Origin of the sequence: Mucilaginibacter polytrichastri, from assembly GCF_001911425.1 — a bacterium.
GTDB lineage: Bacteria > Bacteroidota > Bacteroidia > Sphingobacteriales > Sphingobacteriaceae > Mucilaginibacter > Mucilaginibacter polytrichastri.
The window spans coordinates 5,467,782-5,491,624 of record NZ_MPPL01000001.1 but is presented as its reverse complement, the minus strand read 5'-3'; the positions used below and the strand labels follow the sequence as shown (position 1 = coordinate 5,491,624).

General features: G+C 42.3%; 24 protein-coding genes. 12 read left to right on the top strand and 12 right to left on the bottom strand.

Features of this window, described 5'->3' with window-relative positions; all coding sequences use genetic code 11:
* Positions 1-175 precede the first annotated feature (175 nt).
* A complete protein-coding gene (locus RG47T_RS23825) occupies positions 176-1,063 on the bottom strand; it encodes a diacylglycerol/lipid kinase family protein (RefSeq protein ID WP_074492472.1) in 888 nt (295 codons plus the stop codon).
* 224 nt (positions 1,064-1,287) lie between these two features.
* Between RG47T_RS23825 and metK the strand changes: the two genes are divergently transcribed.
* The 3 genes from metK (at position 1,288) to RG47T_RS23810 (ending at position 4,008) form a co-directional block, all read left to right on the top strand.
* On the top strand, positions 1,288-2,538 hold the full coding sequence (gene metK, locus RG47T_RS23820; RefSeq protein ID WP_074492470.1) for a methionine adenosyltransferase: 1,251 nt from the start codon (positions 1,288-1,290) through the stop codon (positions 2,536-2,538).
* A 102-nt stretch (positions 2,539-2,640) separates the two neighbouring features.
* Positions 2,641-3,207 (top strand): NUDIX domain-containing protein, encoded by a 567-nt coding sequence (locus tag RG47T_RS23815; protein ID WP_074492468.1) that lies wholly within the window; start codon positions 2,641-2,643, stop codon positions 3,205-3,207.
* Positions 3,208-3,252: 45 nt separating this feature from the next.
* Positions 3,253-4,008 carry a lysophospholipid acyltransferase family protein gene (locus tag RG47T_RS23810; protein WP_074492465.1) on the top strand — a complete coding sequence of 252 codons (756 nt, stop codon included), beginning with the start codon at positions 3,253-3,255 and terminating at the stop codon, positions 4,006-4,008.
* Between the two features lie 70 nt (positions 4,009-4,078).
* On the opposite strand, the gene RG47T_RS23805 is transcribed toward RG47T_RS23810, so the two are convergent.
* On the bottom strand, positions 4,079-4,810 hold the full coding sequence (locus RG47T_RS23805) for a LytR/AlgR family response regulator transcription factor (RefSeq protein WP_074492462.1): 732 nt from the start codon (positions 4,808-4,810) through the stop codon (positions 4,079-4,081).
* A 2-nt stretch (positions 4,811-4,812) separates the two neighbouring features.
* Positions 4,813-5,733, bottom strand: a complete 921-nt coding sequence (locus RG47T_RS23800; RefSeq protein WP_253187550.1) for a sensor histidine kinase — start codon at positions 5,731-5,733, stop codon at positions 4,813-4,815.
* A 293-nt stretch (positions 5,734-6,026) separates the two neighbouring features.
* Here RG47T_RS23800 and RG47T_RS23795 point away from each other — a divergent pair, with 293 nt between their 5' ends.
* From RG47T_RS23795 to RG47T_RS23785, 3 genes are read left to right on the top strand one after another with little or no spacing between them, the layout of a single operon-like run.
* The gene (locus tag RG47T_RS23795; RefSeq protein ID WP_074492456.1) at positions 6,027-6,233 is read left to right on the top strand and encodes a hypothetical protein; all 207 of its coding nucleotides are present in this window, start codon (positions 6,027-6,029) and stop codon (positions 6,231-6,233) included.
* Positions 6,227-7,132 carry an ABC transporter ATP-binding protein gene (locus RG47T_RS23790; RefSeq protein WP_074492454.1) on the top strand — a complete coding sequence of 302 codons (906 nt, stop codon included), beginning with the start codon at positions 6,227-6,229 and terminating at the stop codon, positions 7,130-7,132. Before RG47T_RS23795 ends, RG47T_RS23790 begins: the two co-directional genes overlap by 7 nt.
* Positions 7,129-7,914: an ABC transporter permease gene (locus RG47T_RS23785; RefSeq protein WP_074492451.1), complete on the top strand. Its 786-nt coding sequence runs from the start codon at positions 7,129-7,131 to the stop codon at positions 7,912-7,914. Before RG47T_RS23790 ends, RG47T_RS23785 begins: the two co-directional genes overlap by 4 nt.
* Positions 7,915-8,103: 189 nt before the next feature.
* Here RG47T_RS23785 and RG47T_RS23780 read toward each other — a convergent pair whose 3' ends face one another.
* The 3 genes from RG47T_RS23780 to RG47T_RS23770 form a co-directional block, all read right to left on the bottom strand.
* Positions 8,104-8,538, bottom strand: coding sequence for a transposase (locus RG47T_RS23780; protein ID WP_083627508.1), 435 nt, complete (start codon positions 8,536-8,538; stop codon positions 8,104-8,106).
* Between the two features lie 98 nt (positions 8,539-8,636).
* Positions 8,637-9,995 carry a M20/M25/M40 family metallo-hydrolase gene (locus RG47T_RS23775; RefSeq protein ID WP_074492448.1) on the bottom strand — a complete coding sequence of 453 codons (1,359 nt, stop codon included), beginning with the start codon at positions 9,993-9,995 and terminating at the stop codon, positions 8,637-8,639.
* A gap of 106 nt (positions 9,996-10,101) precedes the next feature.
* Positions 10,102-10,455, bottom strand: coding sequence for an MmcQ/YjbR family DNA-binding protein (locus RG47T_RS23770; protein WP_074493724.1), 354 nt, complete (start codon positions 10,453-10,455; stop codon positions 10,102-10,104).
* 71 nt (positions 10,456-10,526) lie between these two features.
* Here RG47T_RS23770 and pepT point away from each other — a divergent pair, with 71 nt between their 5' ends.
* The gene (gene pepT, locus RG47T_RS23765) at positions 10,527-11,774 is read left to right on the top strand and encodes a peptidase T (protein ID WP_074492445.1); all 1,248 of its coding nucleotides are present in this window, start codon (positions 10,527-10,529) and stop codon (positions 11,772-11,774) included.
* A 151-nt stretch (positions 11,775-11,925) separates the two neighbouring features.
* Here pepT and RG47T_RS23760 read toward each other — a convergent pair whose 3' ends face one another.
* Positions 11,926-13,467 (bottom strand): serine hydrolase, encoded by a 1,542-nt coding sequence (locus tag RG47T_RS23760; protein ID WP_083627507.1) that lies wholly within the window; start codon positions 13,465-13,467, stop codon positions 11,926-11,928.
* 72 nt (positions 13,468-13,539) lie between these two features.
* Here RG47T_RS23760 and RG47T_RS23755 point away from each other — a divergent pair, with 72 nt between their 5' ends.
* Complete coding sequence (locus RG47T_RS23755; RefSeq protein ID WP_074492443.1) at positions 13,540-15,714, top strand: S9 family peptidase; 2,175 nt, start codon at positions 13,540-13,542, stop codon at positions 15,712-15,714.
* 100 nt (positions 15,715-15,814) lie between these two features.
* Positions 15,815-16,306 carry a hypothetical protein gene (locus tag RG47T_RS23750; RefSeq protein WP_074492441.1) on the top strand — a complete coding sequence of 164 codons (492 nt, stop codon included), beginning with the start codon at positions 15,815-15,817 and terminating at the stop codon, positions 16,304-16,306.
* A gap of 2 nt (positions 16,307-16,308) precedes the next feature.
* Here the strand turns inward: RG47T_RS23750 and RG47T_RS25845 are convergent, their stop codons facing one another.
* From RG47T_RS25845 to mutY, 4 genes are all read right to left on the bottom strand, one after another.
* Entirely contained in the window at positions 16,309-17,022 is a 714-nt protein-coding gene (locus tag RG47T_RS25845; RefSeq protein ID WP_175538890.1) for a DUF3471 domain-containing protein, read from the bottom strand.
* Positions 16,980-17,759, bottom strand: coding sequence for a serine hydrolase domain-containing protein (locus tag RG47T_RS25840; protein ID WP_171972593.1), 780 nt, complete (start codon positions 17,757-17,759; stop codon positions 16,980-16,982). Before RG47T_RS25840 ends, RG47T_RS25845 begins: the two co-directional genes overlap by 43 nt.
* Positions 17,760-17,904: 145 nt before the next feature.
* Positions 17,905-18,321 (bottom strand): single-stranded DNA-binding protein, encoded by a 417-nt coding sequence (locus tag RG47T_RS23740; RefSeq protein WP_074492439.1) that lies wholly within the window; start codon positions 18,319-18,321, stop codon positions 17,905-17,907.
* A 5-nt stretch (positions 18,322-18,326) separates the two neighbouring features.
* On the bottom strand, positions 18,327-19,397 hold the full coding sequence (gene mutY / locus RG47T_RS23735) for an A/G-specific adenine glycosylase (RefSeq protein WP_074492437.1): 1,071 nt from the start codon (positions 19,395-19,397) through the stop codon (positions 18,327-18,329).
* 162 nt (positions 19,398-19,559) lie between these two features.
* On the opposite strand from mutY, the gene RG47T_RS23730 reads away from it, so the two are divergent.
* The 3 genes from RG47T_RS23730 (at position 19,560) to RG47T_RS23720 (ending at position 22,497) form a co-directional block, all read left to right on the top strand.
* A complete protein-coding gene (locus RG47T_RS23730; protein WP_074492434.1) occupies positions 19,560-19,859 on the top strand; it encodes an HU family DNA-binding protein in 300 nt (99 codons plus the stop codon).
* Positions 19,860-19,867: 8 nt separating this feature from the next.
* Entirely contained in the window at positions 19,868-20,728 is an 861-nt protein-coding gene (locus RG47T_RS23725) for a tetratricopeptide repeat protein (RefSeq protein ID WP_074492432.1), read from the top strand.
* 218 nt (positions 20,729-20,946) lie between these two features.
* On the top strand, positions 20,947-22,497 hold the full coding sequence (locus tag RG47T_RS23720) for an Rne/Rng family ribonuclease (RefSeq protein ID WP_074492429.1): 1,551 nt from the start codon (positions 20,947-20,949) through the stop codon (positions 22,495-22,497).
* A 186-nt stretch (positions 22,498-22,683) separates the two neighbouring features.
* Here RG47T_RS23720 and RG47T_RS23715 read toward each other — a convergent pair whose 3' ends face one another.
* Positions 22,684-23,841: a PepSY-associated TM helix domain-containing protein gene (locus RG47T_RS23715; RefSeq protein WP_074492426.1), complete on the bottom strand. Its 1,158-nt coding sequence runs from the start codon at positions 23,839-23,841 to the stop codon at positions 22,684-22,686.
* Between the last annotated feature and the right edge of the window lie 2 nt (positions 23,842-23,843).

The window sequence follows — 23,843 nt, the reverse complement described above, 5'->3', positions numbered from 1 at the left end:
TTATTAATGCGGGTTACCAGCTTGCTGCCGCCTTTTCTGTCCAGAAATACTTTAAGGTTTTGCTGTTGTGGCGGCAGGGTTTCCTGGTTGCTGCCCCCTTCGGCCTGATACTGAAAATCGGGATCGGTAGAATATACTACGCCAAATACCTGCTTATTTTTATTTGCCATATCGTTTACTGCTTGTAACCTTTACCTACTATTATATTTAATATGCGGGGCACCACTTCTATATAGGTATCATTCCCAAAAATCTGCGGCTCGCCGTCCAAATGCGCGGGGCCCGCCTCTTTACGCTTAACTTCTATGTGTTTGCCTTTTATAATTTCTACATAGTTAGACTTATCGGCCGTTTTAAAAAACATCCGCAAACCCATCCTCGGGAAAAGATATAAAGGAAAAGGTTTGATCACGCAAACATCTATTAACCCATCCTGTACAGAAGCATGCGGCGAAATGTGTGCATTGTTACCATATTGCGACGAATTGGCAAAGCTGAGCATAAATGCTTCGCGCTTATAACTTTTACCATCGATAGTTAAATGATACGTTTGCGGCTTGTAATTTGTTATTTCCTGTAACGATGATTTAAAATAAGTGCTGAACCCACGCTCTTTCTGATGCGAAAAAACTTCGCTGATGTGTGCATCAAAGCCCATACCCGCCATGTTAAAAAACCATTTACCATCCATTTTGGCCCCATCAATGGTTTCTACACACAAATAGTTAAGGTTTTTAATTGCTGCTGCCGTATCCATAGGGATGTGCAAAAAGCGCGAAAGCCCATTGCCCGAGCCGTACGGGATAACCGCAAATATTGCTTTGGTACCTGCCAATGCCGAAGCAATCTCGTTTACGGTACCATCGCCACCTACAGCAACTATAATATCATAATCTGGTATGGCCTGTGTTGCCATTGCATGAGCTTCTGCCGGGGCTTGGGTAAATAGTATTTTATAGGTAAAGCTATTTTTATCCAGATAGCGGTCTATTAACTCCGGCACTTTATCCTTGCTTTTGCCGCCTGCAACCGGGTTAATAATAAATAATGCGCTCTTTTTCAATTTAACTTTTAAATATGGAACCAAAAGTAAACGTAATTTGGCTTTAATTAAAAATGTTTTAATTTTGCCAGTCGGAAGTGGACTGATTTAGTTTGTCTTATACCAATTTATAAGACCGGATTGCAACCACATAAAAAAGTGCTAAACCCGTGCTCCTTTTTTTAGATTGCCTTGCGCAGCCCTCCTTCCCTATTTTTCCGTATATCTGTTTTTAAAAAATAATTATGCCCTATTTATTCACTTCAGAATCAGTATCAGAAGGCCACCCAGATAAAGTTGCCGACCAGATTTCAGATGCCCTTATAGATAACTTTTTAGCTTTCGATCCCGAATCAAAAGTAGCCTGCGAAACCCTGGTAACAACAGGGCAGGTAATTTTAGCCGGTGAAGTAAAGTCTAAAGCTTACCTCGATGTACAAAAAATTGCCCGTGATGTAATCAACAAAATTGGTTATACCAAAGGCGAATATATGTTTGATGGCAGCTCATGCGGTGTGCTATCGGCCATCCACGAGCAGTCGCCGGATATTAACCAGGGTGTTGACCGTACCGCCAAAGAAGAACAAGGTGCAGGCGACCAGGGAATGATGTTTGGTTATGCTACCAGCGAAACCGACAACTACATGCCTTTAGCACTGGATATTGCCCATGCTTTATTATTGGAGTTGGCTGCCATCCGCCGCGAAAACACCGAGATTAAATACCTTCGCCCGGATGCAAAATCACAAGTTACACTGGAGTATGACGATAACAATCAGCCGCAACGTATTGATGCCATTGTAATATCGACCCAGCACGATGATTTTGACGAAGAGAAAACGATGCTGGCCAAAATCAGCAAAGACATTATCGGCATCCTTATTCCCCGCGTTAAAGCACGCTATCCTAAATATGCCCACTTTTTTAACGATGCCATTAAATACCACATTAACCCAACCGGTAAATTTGTAATTGGTGGCCCGCATGGAGATACCGGCTTAACCGGCCGTAAAATTATTGTAGATACTTATGGTGGTAAAGGCGCACACGGTGGTGGTGCTTTCTCTGGTAAAGATCCATCAAAGGTAGATCGTTCTGCCGCTTATGCAACCCGCCACATTGCTAAAAACCTGGTAGCTGCCGGTGTTTGCAGCGAGATATTGGTACAGGTATCATACGCTATTGGTGTTGCACAGCCGATGGGTATTTATGTAAATACTTATGGTACAGGCAATGTTAACCTGCACGACGGTGAAATTGCTAAAAAGGTAGAAGCCATTTTTGATATGACACCTTACGCCATTGAAACCCGCTTTAAACTGCGCAACCCTATTTACAGTGAAACCGCAGCGTATGGCCATTTTGGTAAACCAAGCGAAGTAGTAACCAAAACATTTTACACCCCCAACGGCGAATCAATTCAAAGAGAAGTTGAATTGTTTACCTGGGAAAAGTTGGATTATGTTGAGAAAGTAAAAGCCGCTTTCGGCTTATAAACCAAGCATACAATTTATATTGAAAAGCGACCCGGGTTACCGGGTCGCTTTTTTGTTTTAATATCCTCAGCATATCATGTATCGATCATTATCTTTACTCCCATGCATCACCCTAACCACAACCCCTGGAAAATAACAGACGAGAAACCGGTTTACGATAACCCATGGATCGATGTAACAGAATTTAAAGTTATTAATCCATCGGGCAACCCGGGCATATATGGCAAAGTCCATTTTAAAAATATCGCTATCGGTATATTCCCATTAGACGATGAATTGAATACTTATCTGGTAGGGCAATATCGTTTCCCCATCAACCAATATAGTTGGGAGATGCCAGAGGGAGGCGGGCCTTTGGATGGAGGCCCCCCATTGGATTCGGCAAAGCGCGAATTATTGGAGGAAACCGGCCTTAAAGCCAAATACTGGACAGAGTTACAGCAATTACACCTATCTAACTCGGTAAGTGATGAGCTAGGCATTATATATTTAGCCCGTGGCCTGGAGCAATTTGAAGCCGAGCCGGAAGAAACCGAACAACTGATTGTAAACAAGGTACCCTTTAACCAGGTTTATCGCATGGTTTGCAATAATGAAATTACCGATTCGCTTACCGTTGCTGCAGTTTTACGTGTACAGCTTTTAATATTAGAAAACAGGCTGCCTTAAAAAGCTGTTTTATCATTTACTGCAAAAGCATAACTTTGCTTTTTTATGAGAAAACTTTTTGGATTCATTTTAACGCCAATACATTATATCGTATTTGGGCTTATACTCGTTATTTTTCAACCCGTTCAATGGGTTTGTTATAAATTTATAGGCTACCGGGCACACAAATATTCGGTTGATGTTTTAAACTTTTTTTTAACGGCCAGCTACTATGTGCTTGGTAACCGGGTAAGCTTTACCAACAATCAGACGCTGCCATTAAACCGGCCAATTATATTTGTGGCCAATCACCAAAGCATGTATGATATCCCACCGCTTATCTGGCGGTTGAGTAAATACCATGCAAAGTTTATCTCTAAAATAGAGCTGACTAAAAATATCCCATCTATCTCGTACAACCTTAAAGTGGGTGGTGGTGCCAACATCGATCGTAAAGACCAACGCCAGGCGATTGCCGAGTTACTAAAACTTGGCGTACGGATAAAAGATAATAACTGGTCGACAGTGATATTCCCGGAAGGTACACGATCTAAAGATGGTAATGTTAAGTTTTTCAGGGCTGCGGGTATAGCTACAATCCTTAAAAAATGCCCCAATGCCTTAATTGTGCCTATCGGTATAGAAAATTCATGGAAAATGGTACGTCACGGCATATTTCCGTTAAGTACGTTTGAGCATTTAAAATTTAGTGTATTAGCTCCCATAGAACCAGCCACAGGCACTCCCGAAGAAGTTGTTCTGCAAGCCGAAAATGAAATCAAAGCTTTTTTAAGGCAAGCACCAGGGTATGTGCAAATATGATGATATGCATACGTGCGGATGATTTGAAGGTCATAATTTGCACATCTGCATATTTGCACATCAAAACATCTTATATATTCCTATCCTCTATCTTATCAAAAAACAAATCGCGGTAGGTATCCCCTATCGGGATAACTTTTTCGCCAATGCTAATACGGCTGCGCTCAATACTATCAATTTTGTTCAACGCCACGATGTATGATTTATGCACGCGCACAAAATGCTTTTCGGGCAGGGCATCTTCCATCTTTTTCATATTCTGTAGCGTGATGATGCGTTCTTCGGGTGTAAAAATAGAAATGTAATCCTTTAGCCCCTCGATAAACATAATATCGTGCAGGTATACTTTCTGAATTTTATGCTCGGTTTTTACGAAGATAAAATCGCTTAAAAAATCATCGTACTGGGCTTGCGGTGGTTCTTCTTTAACAACCGGCTTGGCAGCAGGCTGTATAATGCCTTGCGCCTTTTGTACCGCTTTAAAAAAACGGTCGAAAGCAATTGGCTTTAATAAGTAATCAACCACATCCAGCTCGTAGCCCTCTAAGGCATATTGTGGGTAAGCGGTGGTTAATATCACTTTGGCTTTACCGTTTGATATTTTTAAAAATTGCAGGCCGGTTAGTTCGGGCATTTGCACGTCTAAAAACACGAGGTCTATACCTCCGTCCTGTACTAAAGTTAAAGCTTCTATTGGGTTTGTTGTGGCCTTTATAAGTTGTAAAAACGGCACTTTGGAAATATAATCTTCCAGTATGTGCAGGGCTAAAGGCTCATCATCAACTACCAGACATCTGATCATGGCTATAAAACTAATGATAATTCGCTAGAATATGTGTCAACCTCGTTCTGTATTGTGAGGGTATATTTACCCGGATACAGCAAATTTAATCTCCGCTGCACATTGTTTAAACCAATGCCCCCGGCGGCATCGCGATTGTGCTGGTGCTTTTTATTATGTACATAAAAGTTAAGTTTACTATCGGTAACGGTTAATGCCAGCACAATAGGGTGTTCCGGATCGTTGGCAACGCCATGTTTAAAGGCATTTTCTACAAATGATATCAATATCAGCGGAACGATACGCTGATGGTCAACCTCGCCTATAACGCTATAATCTATAAAAGCCTTGTTGCCGAAACGGATTTTTTGAAGGTCGATATAATTTTGCAGGTATTTCAATTCTTTATCCAGATCAACTTTGTTATCGTTACACTCATACAGCATGTACCGCATAATTTCCGACAGCTTTAAAACAGCCTCGGGCGTGGTTTCAGACCGCTGGTAGGCCAGCGAATAGATGGTATTAAGTGAATTGAACAAAAAGTGCGGGTTAATCTGCGATTTAAGGAATGATAATTCGGCAGTTAAACGCTGGTTTTCCAAATCGCGCTGTACACGTTCGTTCAGGAACCAGTCCATCGTAAATTTTAAAACCGTACTCAGAAAAATAAAGATCAGGCTGGAAAATAATGTATTCAGAAAATACATTCCGAAAGTAGTGGTATGCCCCTTCTCGGTTAGTATATACGATTTAAATAGTAAGGCTACACCGTACTTACCTACGCCAAACAATATAATGGTAGGTATCAGGATCAGCGCATACATCCTGAATTTTTTCTTATCCAGAAATAGTGGTATGTATACCAGGTAGTTAAGGTAAAAAAGGCCGATGTTAATTATACCGTAGCCTAAAAATATAACAAGCGCCTGCTCCCAGCTCATTTTGGTATTGTTATGAATAACAAGCACAAAAAACGAGATTACACTTATCCAAAAAAATACATGCCAGAAAACTTGCCAGCCTCTCTTCATGGCATTAAAGATAGTATTAGCATCTATTTTACCCCTACGTTTTATATATATACCCCACTTTGACCGATGAACTGGCAATTTGTTACGATGAACCGGTAATAATCATTAATAAACCGTTCATCTATAATTAGTGGCAGTTGGTCTAAATCTTTTTAGCAGTAAAATAATTAGCTGTTCTTTTGTTATGTCAAAACAATCACACAATGAAAAAGCTAGTATCTAACCTTAACCCATTTATACTGTTACTTATACCAGTAATGATTGCCCTTGTTATGGGCATTAGCTACCAGGTAGACCAAGCCAAAGAATTTGCTGCTGATAACACTGCAGTACACGCCACTTCTCTTTTTTACAAAAGCGTTGTTGTAGTTAAAGCTGTTTGCGAAATAGCCCAGCAAAATATATGGTAATAAAAACCGAAGGGCTGTCATTCAACTTTGGCAACCAGCAGGTAGTAAAAGCATTATCGCTTAATGTGCCCGAAGGCAGCATTTATGGTTTTTTAGGACCAAATGGTGCCGGTAAAACAACTACTATAAAATTGCTGCTTAACCTGTTAAAAATACAGGAAGGCAGCATTTCTGTTTTTGGGGAAGACCTGCAACATAACCGCATCAATATTTTATCGCAAATTGGGTCGCTTATAGAGCAGCCCGCCTTATACGCCCACTTAAGCGGCAGGGAAAACTTGCTAAACCGAGCCATGTTGCTTCAATTGCCCCGCAAGCGGGTTGATGAAATGTTGCACCTGGTACAATTGGAAGAAGCTGCTGATAAAAAAGCAGGCAAATACTCTTTAGGTATGAAACAACGCCTCGGTATTGCCCTGGCGTTATTGCCCGACCCACGATTACTGATACTGGACGAGCCCACCAACGGATTAGATCCTAATGGCATTATAGAGATTCGTGAGCTGATGATTAAACTGGTGAGCGAACACAAGAAAACAGTATTTGTATCGAGCCACATGCTATCTGAGGTTGAAAAAATGGCAACCCATGTAGGCATCATCAACCATGGTGAGCTATTGTTTCAGGGCGATGTAAAAGACCTGGAAAGCATTAGCCAGCCCATGATACAGGTAGAGGTTGCCAATACAGATGTAGCGGCTCAGTTCCTGTCGCAAAGCGGAACCATTGTTGCTGATATTAAAAAAGATATTTTGCTGATCCCTTATACCTCGCAAGCAGCTATGGCCGAAACTAACCGCCTGCTGGTGCAAAACGGGCACACAGTTTACAGCATCCACAAAGTGCATAAAGACCTCGAAAAACTTTTCTTATCAATTACCCAAAAAGCCCAGGCATGACAGGATTTATACTTTCATTTCGCTCCGAATTTTACAAGAGCCGCAAAACGCTGGGTTTCTGGTGCGCCATTATTTTACCGTTCATCATTTGCTCTTTAGTATTATGGGGCTCATACACTCATGTAAAACCAGCCCCGCCAATGATACTTTGGCTCGAACTTGCAGGTGCAATACTCAATGTAATGGGCATTTTGCTGCTGCCGATGTACATTATATTTGTAGCCTATTCTGTAAACAGTATAGAACACAAGGCCGACACCTGGAAAACATTGTTCAGCCTGCCTATATCTAAATGGTCGGTATACGCTGCCAAATATTTTTACGCCCTGTTTCTGGTATTATTATGCCTGCTATTATTCGCTGTATTAACTTTAGGCTATGGTTATCTATTAGGCGCTTTGAGGCCCGAGCTAAAGTTTAGCGACTATGTCATCAGCAGTTTACTATTCCAGGTTTATCTGAAACTGTTTCTATCTTCACTTGGCATACTATCTATCCAGTTTCTATTGAGTTTGCTCTGGAGCGATTTCCTGAAACCTATGGGTGTGGGCTTTGTATGCACCATTGCCGGTGCCATAGCAGGCGGCTCGCATTGGAAATATGCATACCTGTTCCCATATTCGCACCCTTTGCTGGCGATATCGGGCATCTCACCACGCCAGGGAAGAGCGATGGCGTTTGATGCCAACGTTTGGAACAAGGAAATTTTTGTAAGCCTTATTATAGCTGTGGTAGTGTTTATTGTGGGATATTTTATTGTAGAGAAAAGAAGCGTTAAGTAAGATTAACCGTAGAGCCACAATACCTTGTGTCTCGTGCTTTATATAGAGACACAAGGTATTGTGCCTCTACGGTGAGAATAAAATGTTATCGGGGTCTGATTGCCAGCGATTGGGATTATCCGTTATATAATGTTTAATATTCTGATATTCCTTTTCATCCCTAATTACACGATCATGATATTTTGACTGCTATTTAAAATCTATACCATTTATTGTAGCATATTTCTTAACGGAAGATTTATATCCTCTAATAATTGATGCCAGGTTTTGACTTTGTGAACCGAATTTATTTATCTCCCAACTCACCTTATCCGGCCTGTTAATAAATAGAATACCATGTAAATGGTTCGGCATGATTACAAATTCATCCAATTCGATATAAGGATGATATTGAGGAATGGATAACCAACTATGATGAGCTATCTCTGCAATTGGTGTTTCCCGTAGAGACACAATACCTTGTGTCTCTGTACAGATCGACGATTCTTCATTTATCTCACCAAAATAATGTATCCGCTCATGCGTACAAATAGTTATAAAATATAATCCATACGAACCATAATCCCAGTTGGGTTTTCTAAATGATTTTGTACGATATTTATTTTTGTATTTATCTTCTTCCATAATATCCGCTTAGACACAATACTTTGTGTCTAGTACTAAATTAACAATCTGTACAGAAACACAAGGTATTGTGTCTCTACGGAATAATTAATTTTGTCCTATTTCACCGGTTTCGGATATACCATCTGGCTCTCATGCCCATCAGCATCTACCGACTGCACAGCAAAAAAATAATTATCTTTCGAATAATCAAGCGTGGCGGTGGTATCTGTTACATAAAATTTTTTGTCCCAGTATGGGCTAATGGTTTCGCGCATCAACACATAATAACCTGCGGGCTTTTTACCTTCGGCTGGGGCTTCCCATTTCAGGGTGCTTTTATTGGTAAGGCCGCTAGTAGTAATGCCTACATTTTGTGGCTGGGCAGGTGCCAGGGCAAGGTTGGCTAAAACAGACAAGTTCATTCGCGCTACCTTTTGAATGTAATCATAATCGGCAAACTCGGGCGTATCACCATAGTCAACACCGTTTTCTTTACGTACATTTTGATGCTGGCGGTTAAAATCCTCGTTCATTTCGGTAAACCTTACGGCAGCAAAACCTTGTTTTAAAAACGGTGTATGATCGCCACCACGCAAAAAGCGGTCGCGGCGGTAAATCATCTTTACATCCAGCTGTGCTACATAACGCTCGGCAACTTCTTTAATGTAACGGGCTAGCTCGCGCGACGGGCTATCATTCTCTCCGCCGTTATTAATCAGCGCGGCTAAAACTTTTTCGTTACCGGCATCGGCCACGGTAGATGCCACACCTTCGCTAAACACCCGCACGCTACGGTTATCTTTCAGGTTGGTTTCCATGCCATGGGTATTACCTACAATATCATTATTTAACATGGCATCAACAGCCCATTTTTCTTCCTTGGCACGCTTAGCCACATTGGTAGATCCGTTTAAACCCTGCTCTTCGCCTGCAACAGCCATAAAAATAATGGTAGCCGGGAAAGATTGCTTAGACATTACCCTTGCAATTTCCATAGAAACTGCCGTGCCCGAAGCATCATCAACTGCACCCGGCGCAACAGATTTGGCATCCATTACATCATTGACCCGCGAATCGTAATGGCCAGACACGATGTAAATACGCTTATCATTAGGGTCTGTGCCTTTCAGGATAGCCAATACATTTTTAAGGATTGTGGGCCTATCAATCCGCCCGCCGGCAGGTTGCGTAAAGGTATCGAACTCTACATGCATGCGCCCGCCTGATGCTTTGGCATATTGTTCCATTTCGCCCTTGATCCAGTTACGGGCAGCGCCGATACCCTCGGTTTTACTGAGGGTATCGCTCAATGTGTGGCGAGTTTTAAAACTCACCAGCTTGCGTACAATGGCTTCTATATTTTTTGATGATACCTCATCAACCATTTGTTCAATTTTGGCATCCTGCCTGATGGTGGTAGTTTGGCCGAAAGCCGGTACAGCAAAAAGTAAAGGGAGTAAAAATTTATACTTCATCGTTTAAATAGCGTTAGTACTGCAATGTAGTACATAGCAGTTACAGACCCGATACAGGAAACAAGATTTTTACTTTACCGGTTGCGCTTAATTAAAGCATATCTTTTCAATCATCAGCCAGCTCAGCCTGCACCTTCTTCGGCAGGCTTTTAACAATCAGTCGGTACGAATGATCTATCATGGTGTGGATTTGCTTATAGGTGAGCGATCCGTCAATAAACACCGTGTTCCAATGGGTTTTATTCATGTGGTAACCGGGCTGCACTTCGGTGTGTTGGTCACGTAGTTCAACGGCCAGTTCAGGGTCGCATTTTACATTAAAACGGTTGCCCTTATCCAAACTGAATAATAGAAATATTTTACCTGCCACTTTAAAAACCAGTGTATCATCTCCAAAGGGCAACCCCTCTTCTGTCGCCGGTTTTTGCATACAGTAATCGCGGATTTCTTCAACATTCATGGTTAACTGTTTTTTTAATTCAATTGACAGAGCTGCAAATAAAGCTCTAATTTGCACAAATATTTTTGTGTATGAACAGTCCATTAAATTTTACCGTTGCCGAACGCTTTTTACGTTATGTAACCATAGATACCCAGTCTGATGCAGAATCGCTAACCTGCCCATCGACAGAAAAACAAAAGAATTTAGGCCGATTATTAGTAGAAGAGCTGCTTGCCATTGGCATTACCGATGCCGAAATGGATGAAAACGGCTATGTATATGCCACCATCCCGGCTACGAGTAATAAAGAGGATATCCCGGTGCTTTGCTTTTGCTCACACATGGATACCTCGCCCGATTGCAGCGGCGAAAGCGTAAAGCCAATCGTACACAAAAACTACCAGGGGCAAGATTTGATTTTACCAGATGATAACGCCATCGTTCTAAAAATGGCAGAGCATGCCGACCTTAAGAATCAGATCGGTAATGATGTGATCACCGCCAGTGGAACAACTTTATTGGGAGCCGATAACAAAGCAGGCCTCGCCGAAATTATGGACGCCGCTTACCAGTTAATTAATCACCCCGAAATTAAACATGGCAAAATCAGGATCCTGTTTACACCCGACGAAGAAATTGGCCGTGGCGTTGATAAAGCCGATCTTAAAAAATTAGGAGCCGATGTTGGCTACACCATGGATGGTGAAAGCGCAGGCCATTTCGAAAACGAAACCTTCTCTGCCGATGGTGCCAAACTGATTATCAATGGCATCAGTTCGCACCCCGGTTTTGCGAAGGGGCATATGCAAAGTGCTATTAAAATTGCCGGTAAAATAATTGCCGCATTACCGTTCGAGCTTTCGCCCGAAGGAACCGAAGATATGGAAGGATTTGTACACCCCGTATCGGTAAGCGGCCATGCAGAGCAGGCAGTCATTGAATTTATTATCCGCGATTTTGAGGATGAAAAGCTTGTTGATTACGCCAACGTGATCCGCAATATTGCTAATGGGGTAATTAAAGGGTTCCCCGGTGCAACTTTCGATTTACAGGTAAAAGAGCAATACCGCAACATGAAAAAGGTGCTCGATCAGCATCCTAAAATTACCGAATACGGCATGGAAGCCATCAAACGCGCCGGACTAAAGCCCGAATTAAAAAGTATTCGCGGCGGTACAGATGGCTCGCGCCTATCTTTTATGGGTTTACCATGCCCAAATATTTTCGCCGGCGAACATGCATTTCATGGCAAGCAGGAGTGGGTTTCTGTGCAGGATATGCAAAAAGCTGTTGAAGTTATTTTGAATTTATGCGAGGTGTGGGAAGAGCAAGCGTAATAGTAAAGCAAGTCCATTGATAAAATGTAGCCCCTTGTCGTTCTGAGTGTAATGAAGAATCTTCTGCGATATGTACATCCGGTTTAGCAGGGTGAAGAAGATTTCTCGTTACACCCGGAACAATTTAATATAGCGTCATTAACAAATCACCCTACTGTTTCTTAAACTCGTAAGGTGTTCGCTCAATAAAATCGGCAACCTTAACCGTCAGGCTTTTTACCTTGCCATTTTGTACATTAAAAGGGAAAACCGCTTTACCAAATTCGGGGTCAGAAAACGTGGCGAAGAAACGGTTACCACCTAGTGGCTGCAGCTTGGCATACATACGTTGATGATGCTCAAAGCGTACCTCGAGGTCATTGTTTTCGCCTTTGGTAACAGTGAGGTTACCATATAACTCGTTGGTATATTTACCGGTATAATCACCAGGCGAGAGCGCCGGTTTTAAGTTAAGAGCTACAGAATCGCGCATTTTCTGATTGTTTTGCAGATCGGCATTGTAGCGCAATTTATAGTTGTCGAGATATTTATCACTGTAATTCTGAAAAGGGCGCTTAAAATAAGCATCCAGAATTTCCCAGCGCAGGGCATCATAAAGCACATTCTGATCGCTGTTGGTTAATATGATAATGCCCAAATGCTCCGAAGGTACCAGCGTAACAGATGATACATAGCCGTTAACGCCGCCATCATGCATTACCAGCCTTTTTCCTGCATAATCCTGCAAAAACCAGCCGAGCCCGTACAGTTCAAAATAGCTTTCGCCAGTTGGGCGTGTGCCACTGGTCACAATATTTTGTGGCTGCCGGGTAGCCTCAATAGCAGCAGCCGGTAAAATTTGCCGGGCACCTACCTTGCCCTGATCCAGCAGTGAAAATACCCATTTGCTCATATCCTGCGCCGATGAGCTGATAGATGCGGCAGGTGCCAGGTTATCTAACTGCGGAAATTGTATTGCCACTAAACGGCCGTCAACCAGGGTGTGTGCCGATGCTTTGTTAATAGATTTTGGGAGAGCTGCACTTAACAAAAGAGAATTGGTCATCCCCAGCGGGGCAAAAATATTTTCTTTAATGTACTGTTCCCAGGTTTTACCGCTTACACGCGGGATAATTTCGCCCGCGGTTAAAAAGGCAGCATTGGTATACCCCCATTTGGTGCGGAATGCGTAAGGCGCTTTTACATGCCCCAACTTCTCTACAACCTCGTTGCGGGTAAGGTTACTGGTCCAGTAGGTAAAGTCGCCCTCAAAGGTGCTGATGCCCAAACGGTGGCAAAGCAAATCGCGAATGGTAGCCTGTTCTGTAGATAGCTTGTTTTCGAGCTTAAACTCGGGGATGTATTTGGTTACTTTATCATCCAGGGATAGTTTGTGCTGCTCTTGCAGCATGGCCATGGCAGTAGCGGTAAAGGCTTTGGTATTGCTGCCAATCATAAACAGCGTATTCTGATCTACCTTGGTTGGTACGCCAAGTTCTTTAATGCCATAACCCTTCATCAGCACTATGCGGTTGTCTTTAACAATACACACGGCTGCGCCCGGGATGCGCCAATTGGTTAGCGCCCGGTTAATATAATTATCTATACTATCGGGAATAAATTTACTACGGTTTACAGTTTGCGCACGGGTGATTAGGCCTGCACATAAAAACATCAGTAAAAAACCCGAAAAAACATTGGAGCGCTTTTTCATCGGTCGATAAATTTAGATATTTACAAGATACTTTGATAATTTTATAACACAACTTATACACTTTTGATTCTAATGAATTTTAAAATCTACTCTACCAGCCTGTTTACATTGGTGCTCTTAGTTTTTTTTGGCCACACGGCTAAAGCGCAAAACGATAAACAATGGACCAAAGACGGCTTTCACTATTACGATCTCGATAACGGCAATATCATGATCTATGATGCCCGCGATGCCGGCAAGGCCACCACATTGCTTAACAAAAGCAAACTTGGGTTAAAGAAAAACGACACCCTGCAGATCCGCAGGTTTACGGTATCAGAAGACGGACAAAAAATTCTGATTAATAACAATACCAAAAAAGTTTGGCGGCAAGATACCCGGGGCGATTACTGGCTGTACAACCTGCACACCAATAAACTGAAACAGATTGGCGCTGCCCGCCCTACATCGTCATTAATGTTTGCCAAGCTATCGCCCGATGGCAACAAGGTAGCTTACGTTAGTGAGCATAATGTTTTTGTAGAAGACATTGCCACCGGCATTGCCAAACAGCTAACCACTGATGGTGCTAAACGCCTCATCAACGGCACGTTCGACTGGGCTTATGAGGAAGAGTTTGATTGCCGCGATGGGTTCCGCTGGTCGCCTGATAGCAGGTCTATCGCCTATTGGCAAATTGATGCCACGAAGATCAGGAATTACCTGATGCTAAATACGACCGATTCTGTTTACTCGCATGTGGTACCGGTAGAGTACCCGGTTTCGGGCACAGACCCAAGCATGTGCCGTATTGGTGTGGTAAATATAGCTACGGCCAAAACCCTGTGGATGAAAGTACCTGGTGATGCCATACAGCATTACATCCCCCGTATGGAATGGGCCGGTAATGCCGGAGAGATTATCATTCAGCAGTTAAACCGCCCGCAAAATGAGAGTAAGATCTTTATCTGCAATACCGCTACAGGCACAGCGCGGTTAATTTATACTGATGCTGATAAAGCCTGGGTTGAAGTTAAAGACGAACCGATAGGCTGGGACTGGGTAAGCAACAATAAATCGTTTATATGGGCAAGCGAGAAAGATGGTTGGAAACATCTATACCGTGTAGACCGAGACGGGAAGGAAACCTTGCTAACCAAAGGCAACTATGATGTGGTGAGCCTGAGTTTGATAGATGAGGCCGGCGGTTATGTATACTTTATAGCCTCGCCCGAAAACCCGATGCAGCGATACTTATACCGGGTTAGCCTTAATGGCAGCAGTGCCACGGCCGACCGTGTAACCCCGGTTGACCAGCCCGGCACGCATAATTATGAAGTTTCTCCGAATGGAAAGTTGGCGATCCACAATTTTTCAAACGTGTATACTAAACCTGTATCCGAGGTAATTAACATCCCGCAACACCAGCACATCAGTGGTGATATGATTAAACTGGATGCTGCTGCGGCTAAAAATAAAACAGAGTTTTTTAAAGTAAAAACTACGGATGGTGTGGAGCTTGATGGGTGGATGGTAAAACCAACCAATTTTGATGCTTCAAAAAAATATCCTGTTGTATTTATGGTTTATGGCGAACCGGCTTCACAAACTGTAACAGACACTTATGGCGTATCCAGAAACAGGCTATACAAAGGCAATATGGCAGATGACGGCTACATTTACCTATCGGTTGATAACCGTGGCGCACCTGCCCCGCGGGGCCGCGAATGGCGTAAATCTATCTATAAAAATATAGGTATAATTAACATCCGCGACCAGGCCATGGCCGCAAAGGAGATTCTAAAGTGGCCTTATGTAGATAGCAGCCGCGTAGCAGTATGGGGCTGGAGCGGTGGCGGATCATCAACCTTAAACCTGCTGTTTCAATACCCCGAAATTTATAAAACCGGCATAGCTATAGCAGCCGTTGGTAACCAGCTTACTTACGACAATATTTACCAGGAACGCTACATGGGCGTACCGGTTGATGCCGCCGGCCGTGCGCCGTTTATTAAAGGCTCACCGATTACTTATGCAAAAAACTTAAAAGGCAACCTGCTCTACATTCATGGTACTGGTGATGATAACGTGCATTATGATAATGCAGAAATGCTGATAAACCAGTTGATTAAATACAACAGGCAGTTTCAAATGATGGCCTACCCTAACCGCACCCATGCCATTAACGAGGGCGAAGGCACTACAGAGCATTTAAGAACATTATATACCCAATATTTAAAAGAGCATTGCCCGCCGGGAGGCAGATAGAAAATAAAATTTCAAAAGGCCTTCGATTTATCGGGGCCTTTTTTGCAATTAGTTGTTGCATAAAACTAATTGCCATCGTAATAAATATAAACCACTTATTATGAAACCAATTATGTTTTTGATTGCCACTGTGCTGGCGTTTGTTATTATTCAGAGCTGTAAAAAAGACTCAACAAAAAACAATGTTGCCAAAACCAACAATGAAGCCATTGTTGGCACCTGGGAAAACCCCCAGATTTATCCAAGTGCCACAGGGCGCAGCCAGGTTTACATCTTTAATCAGGATGGCACGTTCGAATCAAAATTTGCGGTGATAGACCCGGTAAATAATCAAATTGTAGGGTATACCTATAAAAGTACCGGTAAGTACGCACTAACAAGCAATCAGTTGGTGTTTAGCAATGTAACCGGCTATAGTATTAAAGATAACGGCACAACCCCGGTGCCCGAAAGCCAGTTGGTTAACGTTGGACAATTGGGTGCTAATACTTTTTCGATAGGGTTTACTACAAAAAAGGATTCTTTATCCATGTTGATTAATTGCCCGCCTAATGCAGATTGTACAGGTATTACATGGTTCCAGAAAAAATAAAATTATTGTGCTACCCTGTTTAGTGTAAGCCCGTCTACCGTGATGGCGCTTACTTTACCTTCGTATGGGTCGAGGGTAAAATTTACACCGGCTTTGCCATAGGAGATATTGCTGTAATCGCCAACAAAAGTGTCATAATGCCAGTGGTTTACGGTCGCCGTTAAAATGTGGTTAATATCTAGCACCAGGGCGTCTTTATCAACCTTAACGTTGATTTCGCCATACAGCGGATCGGTATATTTACCTGCATAGCTGTTTAATGGCAGCGTGGGCTTGGTGCCCATTACACGTTTGGCAATCTCAGCTTTTTCGGCCTTGGCTTGTTTGTCCTGTATGCCTTTGTATAGTTTTAAAAAGGCGGTGCTCCAGTCGGTATCACCTCCAAGGGCAAAGGTATCAAAGGCTTTAAACATCAGGGCATGGCGTAGTTCGGCATGGTCGAGGTTGGCCAGTATGTATACGCCCATTTTTTTGTCAACCAGCATACCGTTAATAGCAATTAACCCGCTAAGGCTTCCGGTATGGAAATTTACCATTTCTCCCTTATAATCCTGCTGAAACCAGCCCAGGCCATAGGTCATCCAATGCGGGTGGGTTAGCTGTGCGGTAGTATAAAATTCTTCTTTGCTTACAAAAGTATGCGGCTCCAGCATGTAGGCCCAGGTCTCCGGCTTTAACAGGCGCTTGTTGCTGCCGTATTTGCTGCTATCCAGCATGCACCTAACCCATTTGCCCATATCATCCACGCATGACCATACACCGCCTGCAGGGCCAATCCCATCGTTTCATCAAGCGGTATTATTTTAATAACGCTGTCAATCTTCATATGGGCCGAGGTGAGGTTGCCCAAGCCTTTGGTATATTTAATAAGAGGTACAGTACGCGCCATGCCCAGCGGTTCAAAAATTCTGGTTTTAATGAAGGTTTCCCAGGGCATACCGCTTGCTTTTTCAATTACCTTACCCGCAGCCAGGTAAAATATATTCTGATACACAAACCCTGCACGGAAACCATACTGGGGCTTAACCAACCGCAACCTGTGCAATATCTCGTCGGCTGGTATATTCATAAATCCCCACAGGTAATCGGTATTGCCTACGCCGCTGTCATGCAAAAATAAATCGCGCACGGTTATTTCGCGGGTTACATAAGGGTCGTATAGTTCAAAGTCGGGCAGGTAATCGGTTACCTTATCATCCCAGTGCAGTTTACCCTCGTCAACCAATATGCCTGCGCAGGCCGCCGTAATAGCTTTTGTGGTTGATGCTATGGCAAACATGCTTTGGGTATTCACCTTATCCGGCTTGCCCTGTTCCAATACACCGTACCCTTTTTTAAATACAACCTGGTTATCTTTTACAACAATAATGGCCAGGCCCGGTATCTTCCAATCGTTAACCCCTTTTTGCACATATTGGTCAAAGGCGGCAATTTGCGGGGCTGTTTGCGCCATACAAAAAACCGGAAAAAGAAAAAGAAAAATATAAGTAAAACGATGCTTCATATTGCTGAGGTTGAGATGGTTAATATAAGCAAAAAAGCATGGGAAATAAAAAACCCCGATGGATACCGGGGCTACTCAATTGGTTTATAATTGGTTAGAAAGGCAGGTCTTCATTGTCGTCATTAAAGCCTGCGCCAACATCATTTGGTTTCGGTTGCTTAGAGCCTTCGTTCTCAAAATCACTTTTTCGGCCCAGCATGGTAAAGTTTTCGGCAACTACTTCGGTGGTATATTTTTTTATCCCCTCTTTATCTTCAAAAGAGCGGGTTCTTAATTTCCCTTCAATATAAACTAATTTCCCTTTTTGCAGATACTTGGCTGCAACATCTGCAAGGCCGCGCCACATTACAATATTATGCCATTCGGTTTGCTCCACTTTTTTACCATCCTTGTTAAATGTTTCTGAGGTGGCTAAAGGGAAACTCGCTACCGCAACACCGCCTTCCAGATGGCGTATTTCTGGGTCTTTACCCAAATGGCCCACGAGTATTACTTTGTTTATTCCTGACATAAAGTTTAATTAGAAAAAGGGAAATTATTTTTAAATGTAAAAATATTAGTTAAAAATATAAAAATGATTTGAGGCATCGCTATTTTTTTTAAATTTTCTACTTCTATGTAAAACCACTCTTGCTGTAATTTGATCTTTTTGCTGTCTATTTTTATAAAATTAACTTTAAGCCGCTGGTGTGTAAGCATGTGTTTTACGGGGCCCGAAACTTCTAATATTTCGGCATCCGTACCAAAATATTCAATGGCCTCGCTTAGTTGTAATACTTCATGCGGGGTTAACATTTCAGAGGTTTCAATCAGTGGCATATCATACATATTTGCCCATATATCGCCCATCCCTCTTTTTTTCATCAAAATTTTGTCGCCATCGGTTATTAAAAAATAATTGAGGTAACGTTCGCGCACCTTAACTGTTTTAAGTTTTACAGGTAATTGCGTGGCTGCATTGTTTAAAAAAGCGTAGCAACCTGTATTTACCGGGCAAATGCCACAAGCGGGATTTTTAGGCTTACAGATTATCGCCCCAAGCTCCATCATGGCCTGGTTATGGATGCCTGCGTGTTCCATATTCAGGATACTATTTGCTGTTTCCTGAAACAGCTTTTTGCCTTTGGTTGAGTTGATAGGTTCACTAATACCAAAGTACCTGGCCAGTACCCGGTATACGTTACCATCAACCACGGCTTTGGCCTCATTAGCAGCAAAAGATGCGATAGCTGCAGCGGTGTATTCGCCTATTCCTTTTAGCTTTATCAGCTCATTATAACGGGTTGGAAACGTGCCCTTATATTGCTCATTTACAAGCCGCGCGGTGCTAAGCATATTACGGCCGCGCGAGTAATAACCCAGCCCTTGCCATAATTTTAAGATATCATCTTCGTGCGCGGCGGCAAAAGCGGCAACGTTGGGATAACGCTCTAAAAAACGATAAAAATAAGGCATTCCCTGCTCTACACGGGTTTGCTGTAATATAATCTCAGAGAGCCAAATGGTGTAAGCATCAGTAGTGTTACGCCACGGAAGGTCGCGTTTGTTGGCATTGTACCAATTGGTAATTTCGTCAGAAAAATTCATCAATAACAAAAGTAACTATTGTCAGCAGAATGGCATTATACAGGCATTTTAAAGCCTTACAAAAAAAATAAAGCGTTTTATTTCAATGTTTCCATATAAACCCATACTTTTGCAACCCCAAAACAGTTAAGTAGTTAACATATAATTAAAAGAAAATAAGGTATGACCAAGGCAGAGATTATAGCTGAGATCTCATCTAAAACAGGTATCGAGAAAATGGACGTTCAAGAAACTGTTGAGGCATTTTTTAAAGTAGTAAAAACCTCTATGGTAGGTGGCGAAAATGTATATGTGAGAGGTTTCGGTAGTTTTGTAGTTAAGAAAAGAGCTAAAAAAACAGCGCGTAATATTTCAAAAAATACTGCTATTATTATACCAGAGCATTTTGTACCAAGTTTTAAACCCGCAAAAACTTTTGTTGAGAAAGTTAAAACAGGAAACAAGACTAAAGCAAGCAAATAATTTATAGCATGAATAAGAAACAAATAGTTATTGTTATTGCAGTTGTTGCTGTAATGGGCTATTTGTATTCATTACCGGTTAAAGGGCTGATAAAACCTAAAGACGAATCTGGACACAGTAACGGTGTAATGGCTAGTAAAGAAACCAGCCGCCCTGTTACCCAGGTAAGTGTAGAAGCGATATCAGCCAGTGCAAAAGCAGCAGTTGGCCCTGCATTAGCGGGCAAAATTGCAACCTTAGAAGACCAGCTGAGCAAAGCCCCAGAGGGTGCAGCTAAACTGGCAGTTAAGAAACAACTAGCACAACAGTGGGACGATGTAAATCAGCCCGCGCCAGCAGCATTTTACTACCTTGACCTTGCCCGTAAGAGCAATGATTTTCAACAGTGGTTAAACGCCGGTAATCGTTTCAACGATGCTTATAAATTTACACAGGATACTGCCGTACAACCCGCTTATGTGGCAAATGCGGTAGAAGCCTTTGAGCATGCAAGAAAACTAAAACCCCAGAATTTGGATGCAGAAGCCGGCTTAGGTATTGCCTATGTAAACGGTGGCGCGCCAAGCCCGATGCAGGGAATTAGTTTATTGCTTGATGTGGTAAAGCAAGACCCCGCCAACCATAACGCTAATATTAACCTGGGCCAGTTTGCAATGAAATCTGGACAGTATGATAAAGCAGTTATAAGGTTTAAAACGGTGATTGCACAAAAACCTGAGGTTGAGCCCTACTTTTACCTGGCAGAAAGCTATAAGCAGCTGGGTATGAAAAAAGAAGCTATTGAGGCTTATCAGAAATGCAAAGAAATGATGCCAGACCCGGCATTTGGACAGCGCATTGATCAGTTTATCAAAGAATTAAAAGATTAATTAACAATAAAAAAATTAAATTATGCCAAGCGGTAAAAAACGTAAGCGCCATAAAATGGCTACTCACAAACGGAAAAAACGTTTAAGAAAAAACAGACATAAAAAGAAATAAGCTACATTAGCTTTGTTACCTGCCTTTTTTTAAGGCAGGTAAATTTTTTTTGTTTTTGTTTTACCTTTTTGCGATGCAAATCGCAATATAAGAAATGGAGTAGCAGTTGGTAAAAGAATTAATTATCGATTCATCCCCAAACGGGGCTACTATTGCCTTATTACAGGATAAACAACTTGTAGAACTCCATAAAGAGCAAATCACTAACAATTATACCGTTGGTGATATTTACCTTGGCCGCATCAAAAAGATTATGCCAGGGCTTAATGCTGCCTTTGTGGATGTAGGATACGAGAAGGATGCTTTTTTGCATTACCTTGATCTGGGCCCACAGGTACAAAGCTTATTAAAACTAACCAAACAGGTGCGTGGCGGTAGTTATCAGGCTAAATTGCTGGATAACTTTAAAGCCGAACTCGACATCAACAAAACGGGTAAAATATCCGATGTGGTTACCAAAAATCAGCTCATACCGGTGCAGATCGCTAAGGAGCCAATTTCAACCAAAGGGCCACGCCTAAGTTCCGACCTGTCTATCGCAGGCCGTTATGTTGTGCTTGTCCCATTCTCAGAGGCTATATCTATCTCTAAAAAGATAAAAAGCAATACTGAGCGTACGCGGTTGCGCAAAATTGTAGAAAGTATTAAACCAAAGAATTTTGGTGTAATTATCCGTACAGTTTCTGAAGATAAAGGCGTAGTAGAATTGCAAAAGGACCTGCTCGACTTAGTGTCGAAGTGGGAAACTTTTATTACAAGGCTGCCCACAACGGAGCCTTCGAAAAAGATTTTAGGCGAGATTGATCGTACATCAACGCTATTGAGGGATATTTTAAATCCCGACTTTCAGCATATTTATGTAAACGACAACTCGATCTATGAGGAGGTGAAATCATACGTACACGAGATATCCCCTGATCTTGAAAGTATAGTTCGCCTGCACAAGCACAAAGAGCCAATTTTTGAGCACTACGGTGTTGATAAACAGATTAAATCTGCCTTTGGTAAAACCGTGAACCTGGCCGGTGGCGCTTACCTGGTTATTGAGCATACAGAAGCCCTGCACGTTATTGACGTAAACAGCGGTAACCGTACAGCTAGTAAAGAAAACCAGGAGGAGAATGCTTACCAGGTTAATAAAGAAGCCGCACGCGAAATTGCCCGCCAGCTTAGGCTACGCGATATGGGCGGTATTGTAGTGATTGACTTTATTGACATGCACAAGCCAACCAACCGCAAGGATCTGTTTGACTATCTGCGTGGCGAAATGGCTCACGACCGTGCTAAGCACACGATATTGCCGCCAAGTAAATTTGGGTTGGTACAGATCACCAGGCAACGCGTTCGCCCGGAGATGAACATTGTAACCAGCGAAGTTTGCCCGGCATGCCATGGCACAGGCACTATAAGGCCAAGCATTTTGCTGCTGGATGATATTGAAACCAATTTCAATTATATACTGGTTGAGCAAAACGAGAAAAAGATTACATTATGTGTGCACCCATACATTGAGGCATACATTAAAAAGGGAATTTTTACACGCCAGATTAAATGGTATTTTAAATATGGCCAGTGGATAAAGGTGAAGAGCAATCCAGCCTACCAGATTACAGAGTTCCATTTCTTCAACACCAAAGACGAAGAAATTAAGTTATAATTTGTTGATTTGGCAATTTGCCAATGTGAAAATAAAAAGGGTCCCGATAAATTAATCGTGACCCTTTTTTATTTTGTTTATGCTAATGGATGCCATCTGCTCTGAGCAATGTCATTAAATTAAGCCCCTTTACGAGCTACCTTATTCCTTAACTTAATGATTATTGCTTAGGATGACAGCACTCTTCTAGGAAACCGTATGCTTTGCCCGCCTATCAACGGCGTGCCTTACCTTTTTAGTTTTAGGCTTTTTGCGTTTGCCCAGCCAGATAATAAAACCGGTAATTGGTAAACTGGCGCAGATTAAACTGGCTAAAAAAGCAATGATCTTACCTGTTAAACCTAATATCTGCCCTACGTGGATATCGTAGTTCATATCATTAAGCTTAAGGCCCATGCTCTTTTTGGCATTAGGCATCACCTTTAATAGTTTGCCGGTATACTTGTCAAAACTATATTCATCGCTGTAGGCATAGCGGAATGTTTTTTCATAAGCGGTAACGCTGATTAGGCCACTTGCAGCATCGTCTGTATATATGGAAAACATTTGCGCTTGCGGGCTCTGTTGCTGTGCATATACAAAAGCTCTGTCGGTAACAGGATAGGTTACCGCTTTTGCTTTTTGTAACGAATCTGACTTGAGCACCAATTTCTCCTGCGGGTAAGTTTTACCGAGGTTACCCGCCTTGTAAATCCCTTCGCGTACCCAATCAAAAGCAATGGCCACGCCGGATATAGCCAGGATAATGGCTATTGCGGTAGCATAAAATCCGAGTACATTATGGAGGTCATAGTTTACGCGTCGCCATTTAGCCCCCCATTTTATGTTGAAACTGCGCTTGCGGTCTGATTTACGTTTGGGCCACCAAAGCACAATCCCGGTAATCATAATAGCCACAAATATTATTACCGAAACGCCCACGATCATGCCGCCTATTTTGGGTGGCAACAACAGGTAAAGGTGGATGTACTCAACAATAATAAAAAGGTTTTTGGCATATACCTCCGAGTGTAAATTTTTGCCCGTGTAAGGGTTAAAATAAACCGCTAAAAAGCCCTCTTTTTTGGTGTTTACCAATACACCGGCCGGGCGGTCTTTACCATAGTAAGTAATGAAACCAGCCGTAGCGCCCGGGTATTGGGCAATGGCTTTTTGCTTTAATACAGAAGGTGCAAGGTAAGGTTGAGTGCTGGCCTCCACATGCCTGTAGCTGTAAAGGGCATCCTGTATCTCGTCCTGAAAGCAGAAGATACAACCGGTTATGCTTACAATAAACACTACCAGCCCGGTAATGAAACCGAGCCAGCGATGCAGAAATAATATAGTTTTTTTAAACGGAGTCATTA

Bases quoted from the DNA above. Each gene is read 5' to 3' on its own strand.
- RG47T_RS23740 (WP_074492439.1), bottom strand. From the start codon at position 18,321: ATGTCAGGAATAAACAAAGTAATACTCGTGGGCCATTTGGGTAAAGAC.
- RG47T_RS23800 (WP_253187550.1), bottom strand. From the start codon at position 5,733: ATGAGCTGGGAGCAGGCGCTTGTTATATTTTTAGGCTACGGTATAATT.
- RG47T_RS23810 (WP_074492465.1), top strand. From the start codon at position 3,253: ATGAGAAAACTTTTTGGATTCATTTTAACGCCAATACATTATATCGTA.
- RG47T_RS23725 (WP_074492432.1), top strand. From the start codon at position 19,868: ATGAATAAGAAACAAATAGTTATTGTTATTGCAGTTGTTGCTGTAATG.
- RG47T_RS23790 (WP_074492454.1), top strand. From the start codon at position 6,227: ATGGTAATAAAAACCGAAGGGCTGTCATTCAACTTTGGCAACCAGCAG.
- RG47T_RS23755 (WP_074492443.1), top strand. From the start codon at position 13,540: ATGAATTTTAAAATCTACTCTACCAGCCTGTTTACATTGGTGCTCTTA.
- RG47T_RS25845 (WP_175538890.1), bottom strand. From the start codon at position 17,022: ATGCTGGATAGCAGCAAATACGGCAGCAACAAGCGCCTGTTAAAGCCG.
- RG47T_RS23760 (WP_083627507.1), bottom strand. From the start codon at position 13,467: ATGAAAAAGCGCTCCAATGTTTTTTCGGGTTTTTTACTGATGTTTTTA.
- RG47T_RS23730 (WP_074492434.1), top strand. From the start codon at position 19,560: ATGACCAAGGCAGAGATTATAGCTGAGATCTCATCTAAAACAGGTATC.
- RG47T_RS23805 (WP_074492462.1), bottom strand. From the start codon at position 4,810: ATGATCAGATGTCTGGTAGTTGATGATGAGCCTTTAGCCCTGCACATA.
- RG47T_RS23785 (WP_074492451.1), top strand. From the start codon at position 7,129: ATGACAGGATTTATACTTTCATTTCGCTCCGAATTTTACAAGAGCCGC.
- RG47T_RS23775 (WP_074492448.1), bottom strand. From the start codon at position 9,995: ATGAAGTATAAATTTTTACTCCCTTTACTTTTTGCTGTACCGGCTTTC.
- RG47T_RS23780 (WP_083627508.1), bottom strand. From the start codon at position 8,538: ATGGAAGAAGATAAATACAAAAATAAATATCGTACAAAATCATTTAGA.
- RG47T_RS23815 (WP_074492468.1), top strand. From the start codon at position 2,641: ATGCATCACCCTAACCACAACCCCTGGAAAATAACAGACGAGAAACCG.
- pepT (WP_074492445.1), top strand. From the start codon at position 10,527: ATGAACAGTCCATTAAATTTTACCGTTGCCGAACGCTTTTTACGTTAT.
- RG47T_RS23750 (WP_074492441.1), top strand. From the start codon at position 15,815: ATGAAACCAATTATGTTTTTGATTGCCACTGTGCTGGCGTTTGTTATT.
- RG47T_RS23795 (WP_074492456.1), top strand. From the start codon at position 6,027: ATGAAAAAGCTAGTATCTAACCTTAACCCATTTATACTGTTACTTATA.
- RG47T_RS25840 (WP_171972593.1), bottom strand. From the start codon at position 17,759: ATGGCGCAAACAGCCCCGCAAATTGCCGCCTTTGACCAATATGTGCAA.
- metK (WP_074492470.1), top strand. From the start codon at position 1,288: ATGCCCTATTTATTCACTTCAGAATCAGTATCAGAAGGCCACCCAGAT.
- mutY (WP_074492437.1), bottom strand. From the start codon at position 19,397: ATGAATTTTTCTGACGAAATTACCAATTGGTACAATGCCAACAAACGC.
- RG47T_RS23770 (WP_074493724.1), bottom strand. From the start codon at position 10,455: ATGAATGTTGAAGAAATCCGCGATTACTGTATGCAAAAACCGGCGACA.
- RG47T_RS23715 (WP_074492426.1), bottom strand. From the start codon at position 23,841: ATGACTCCGTTTAAAAAAACTATATTATTTCTGCATCGCTGGCTCGGT.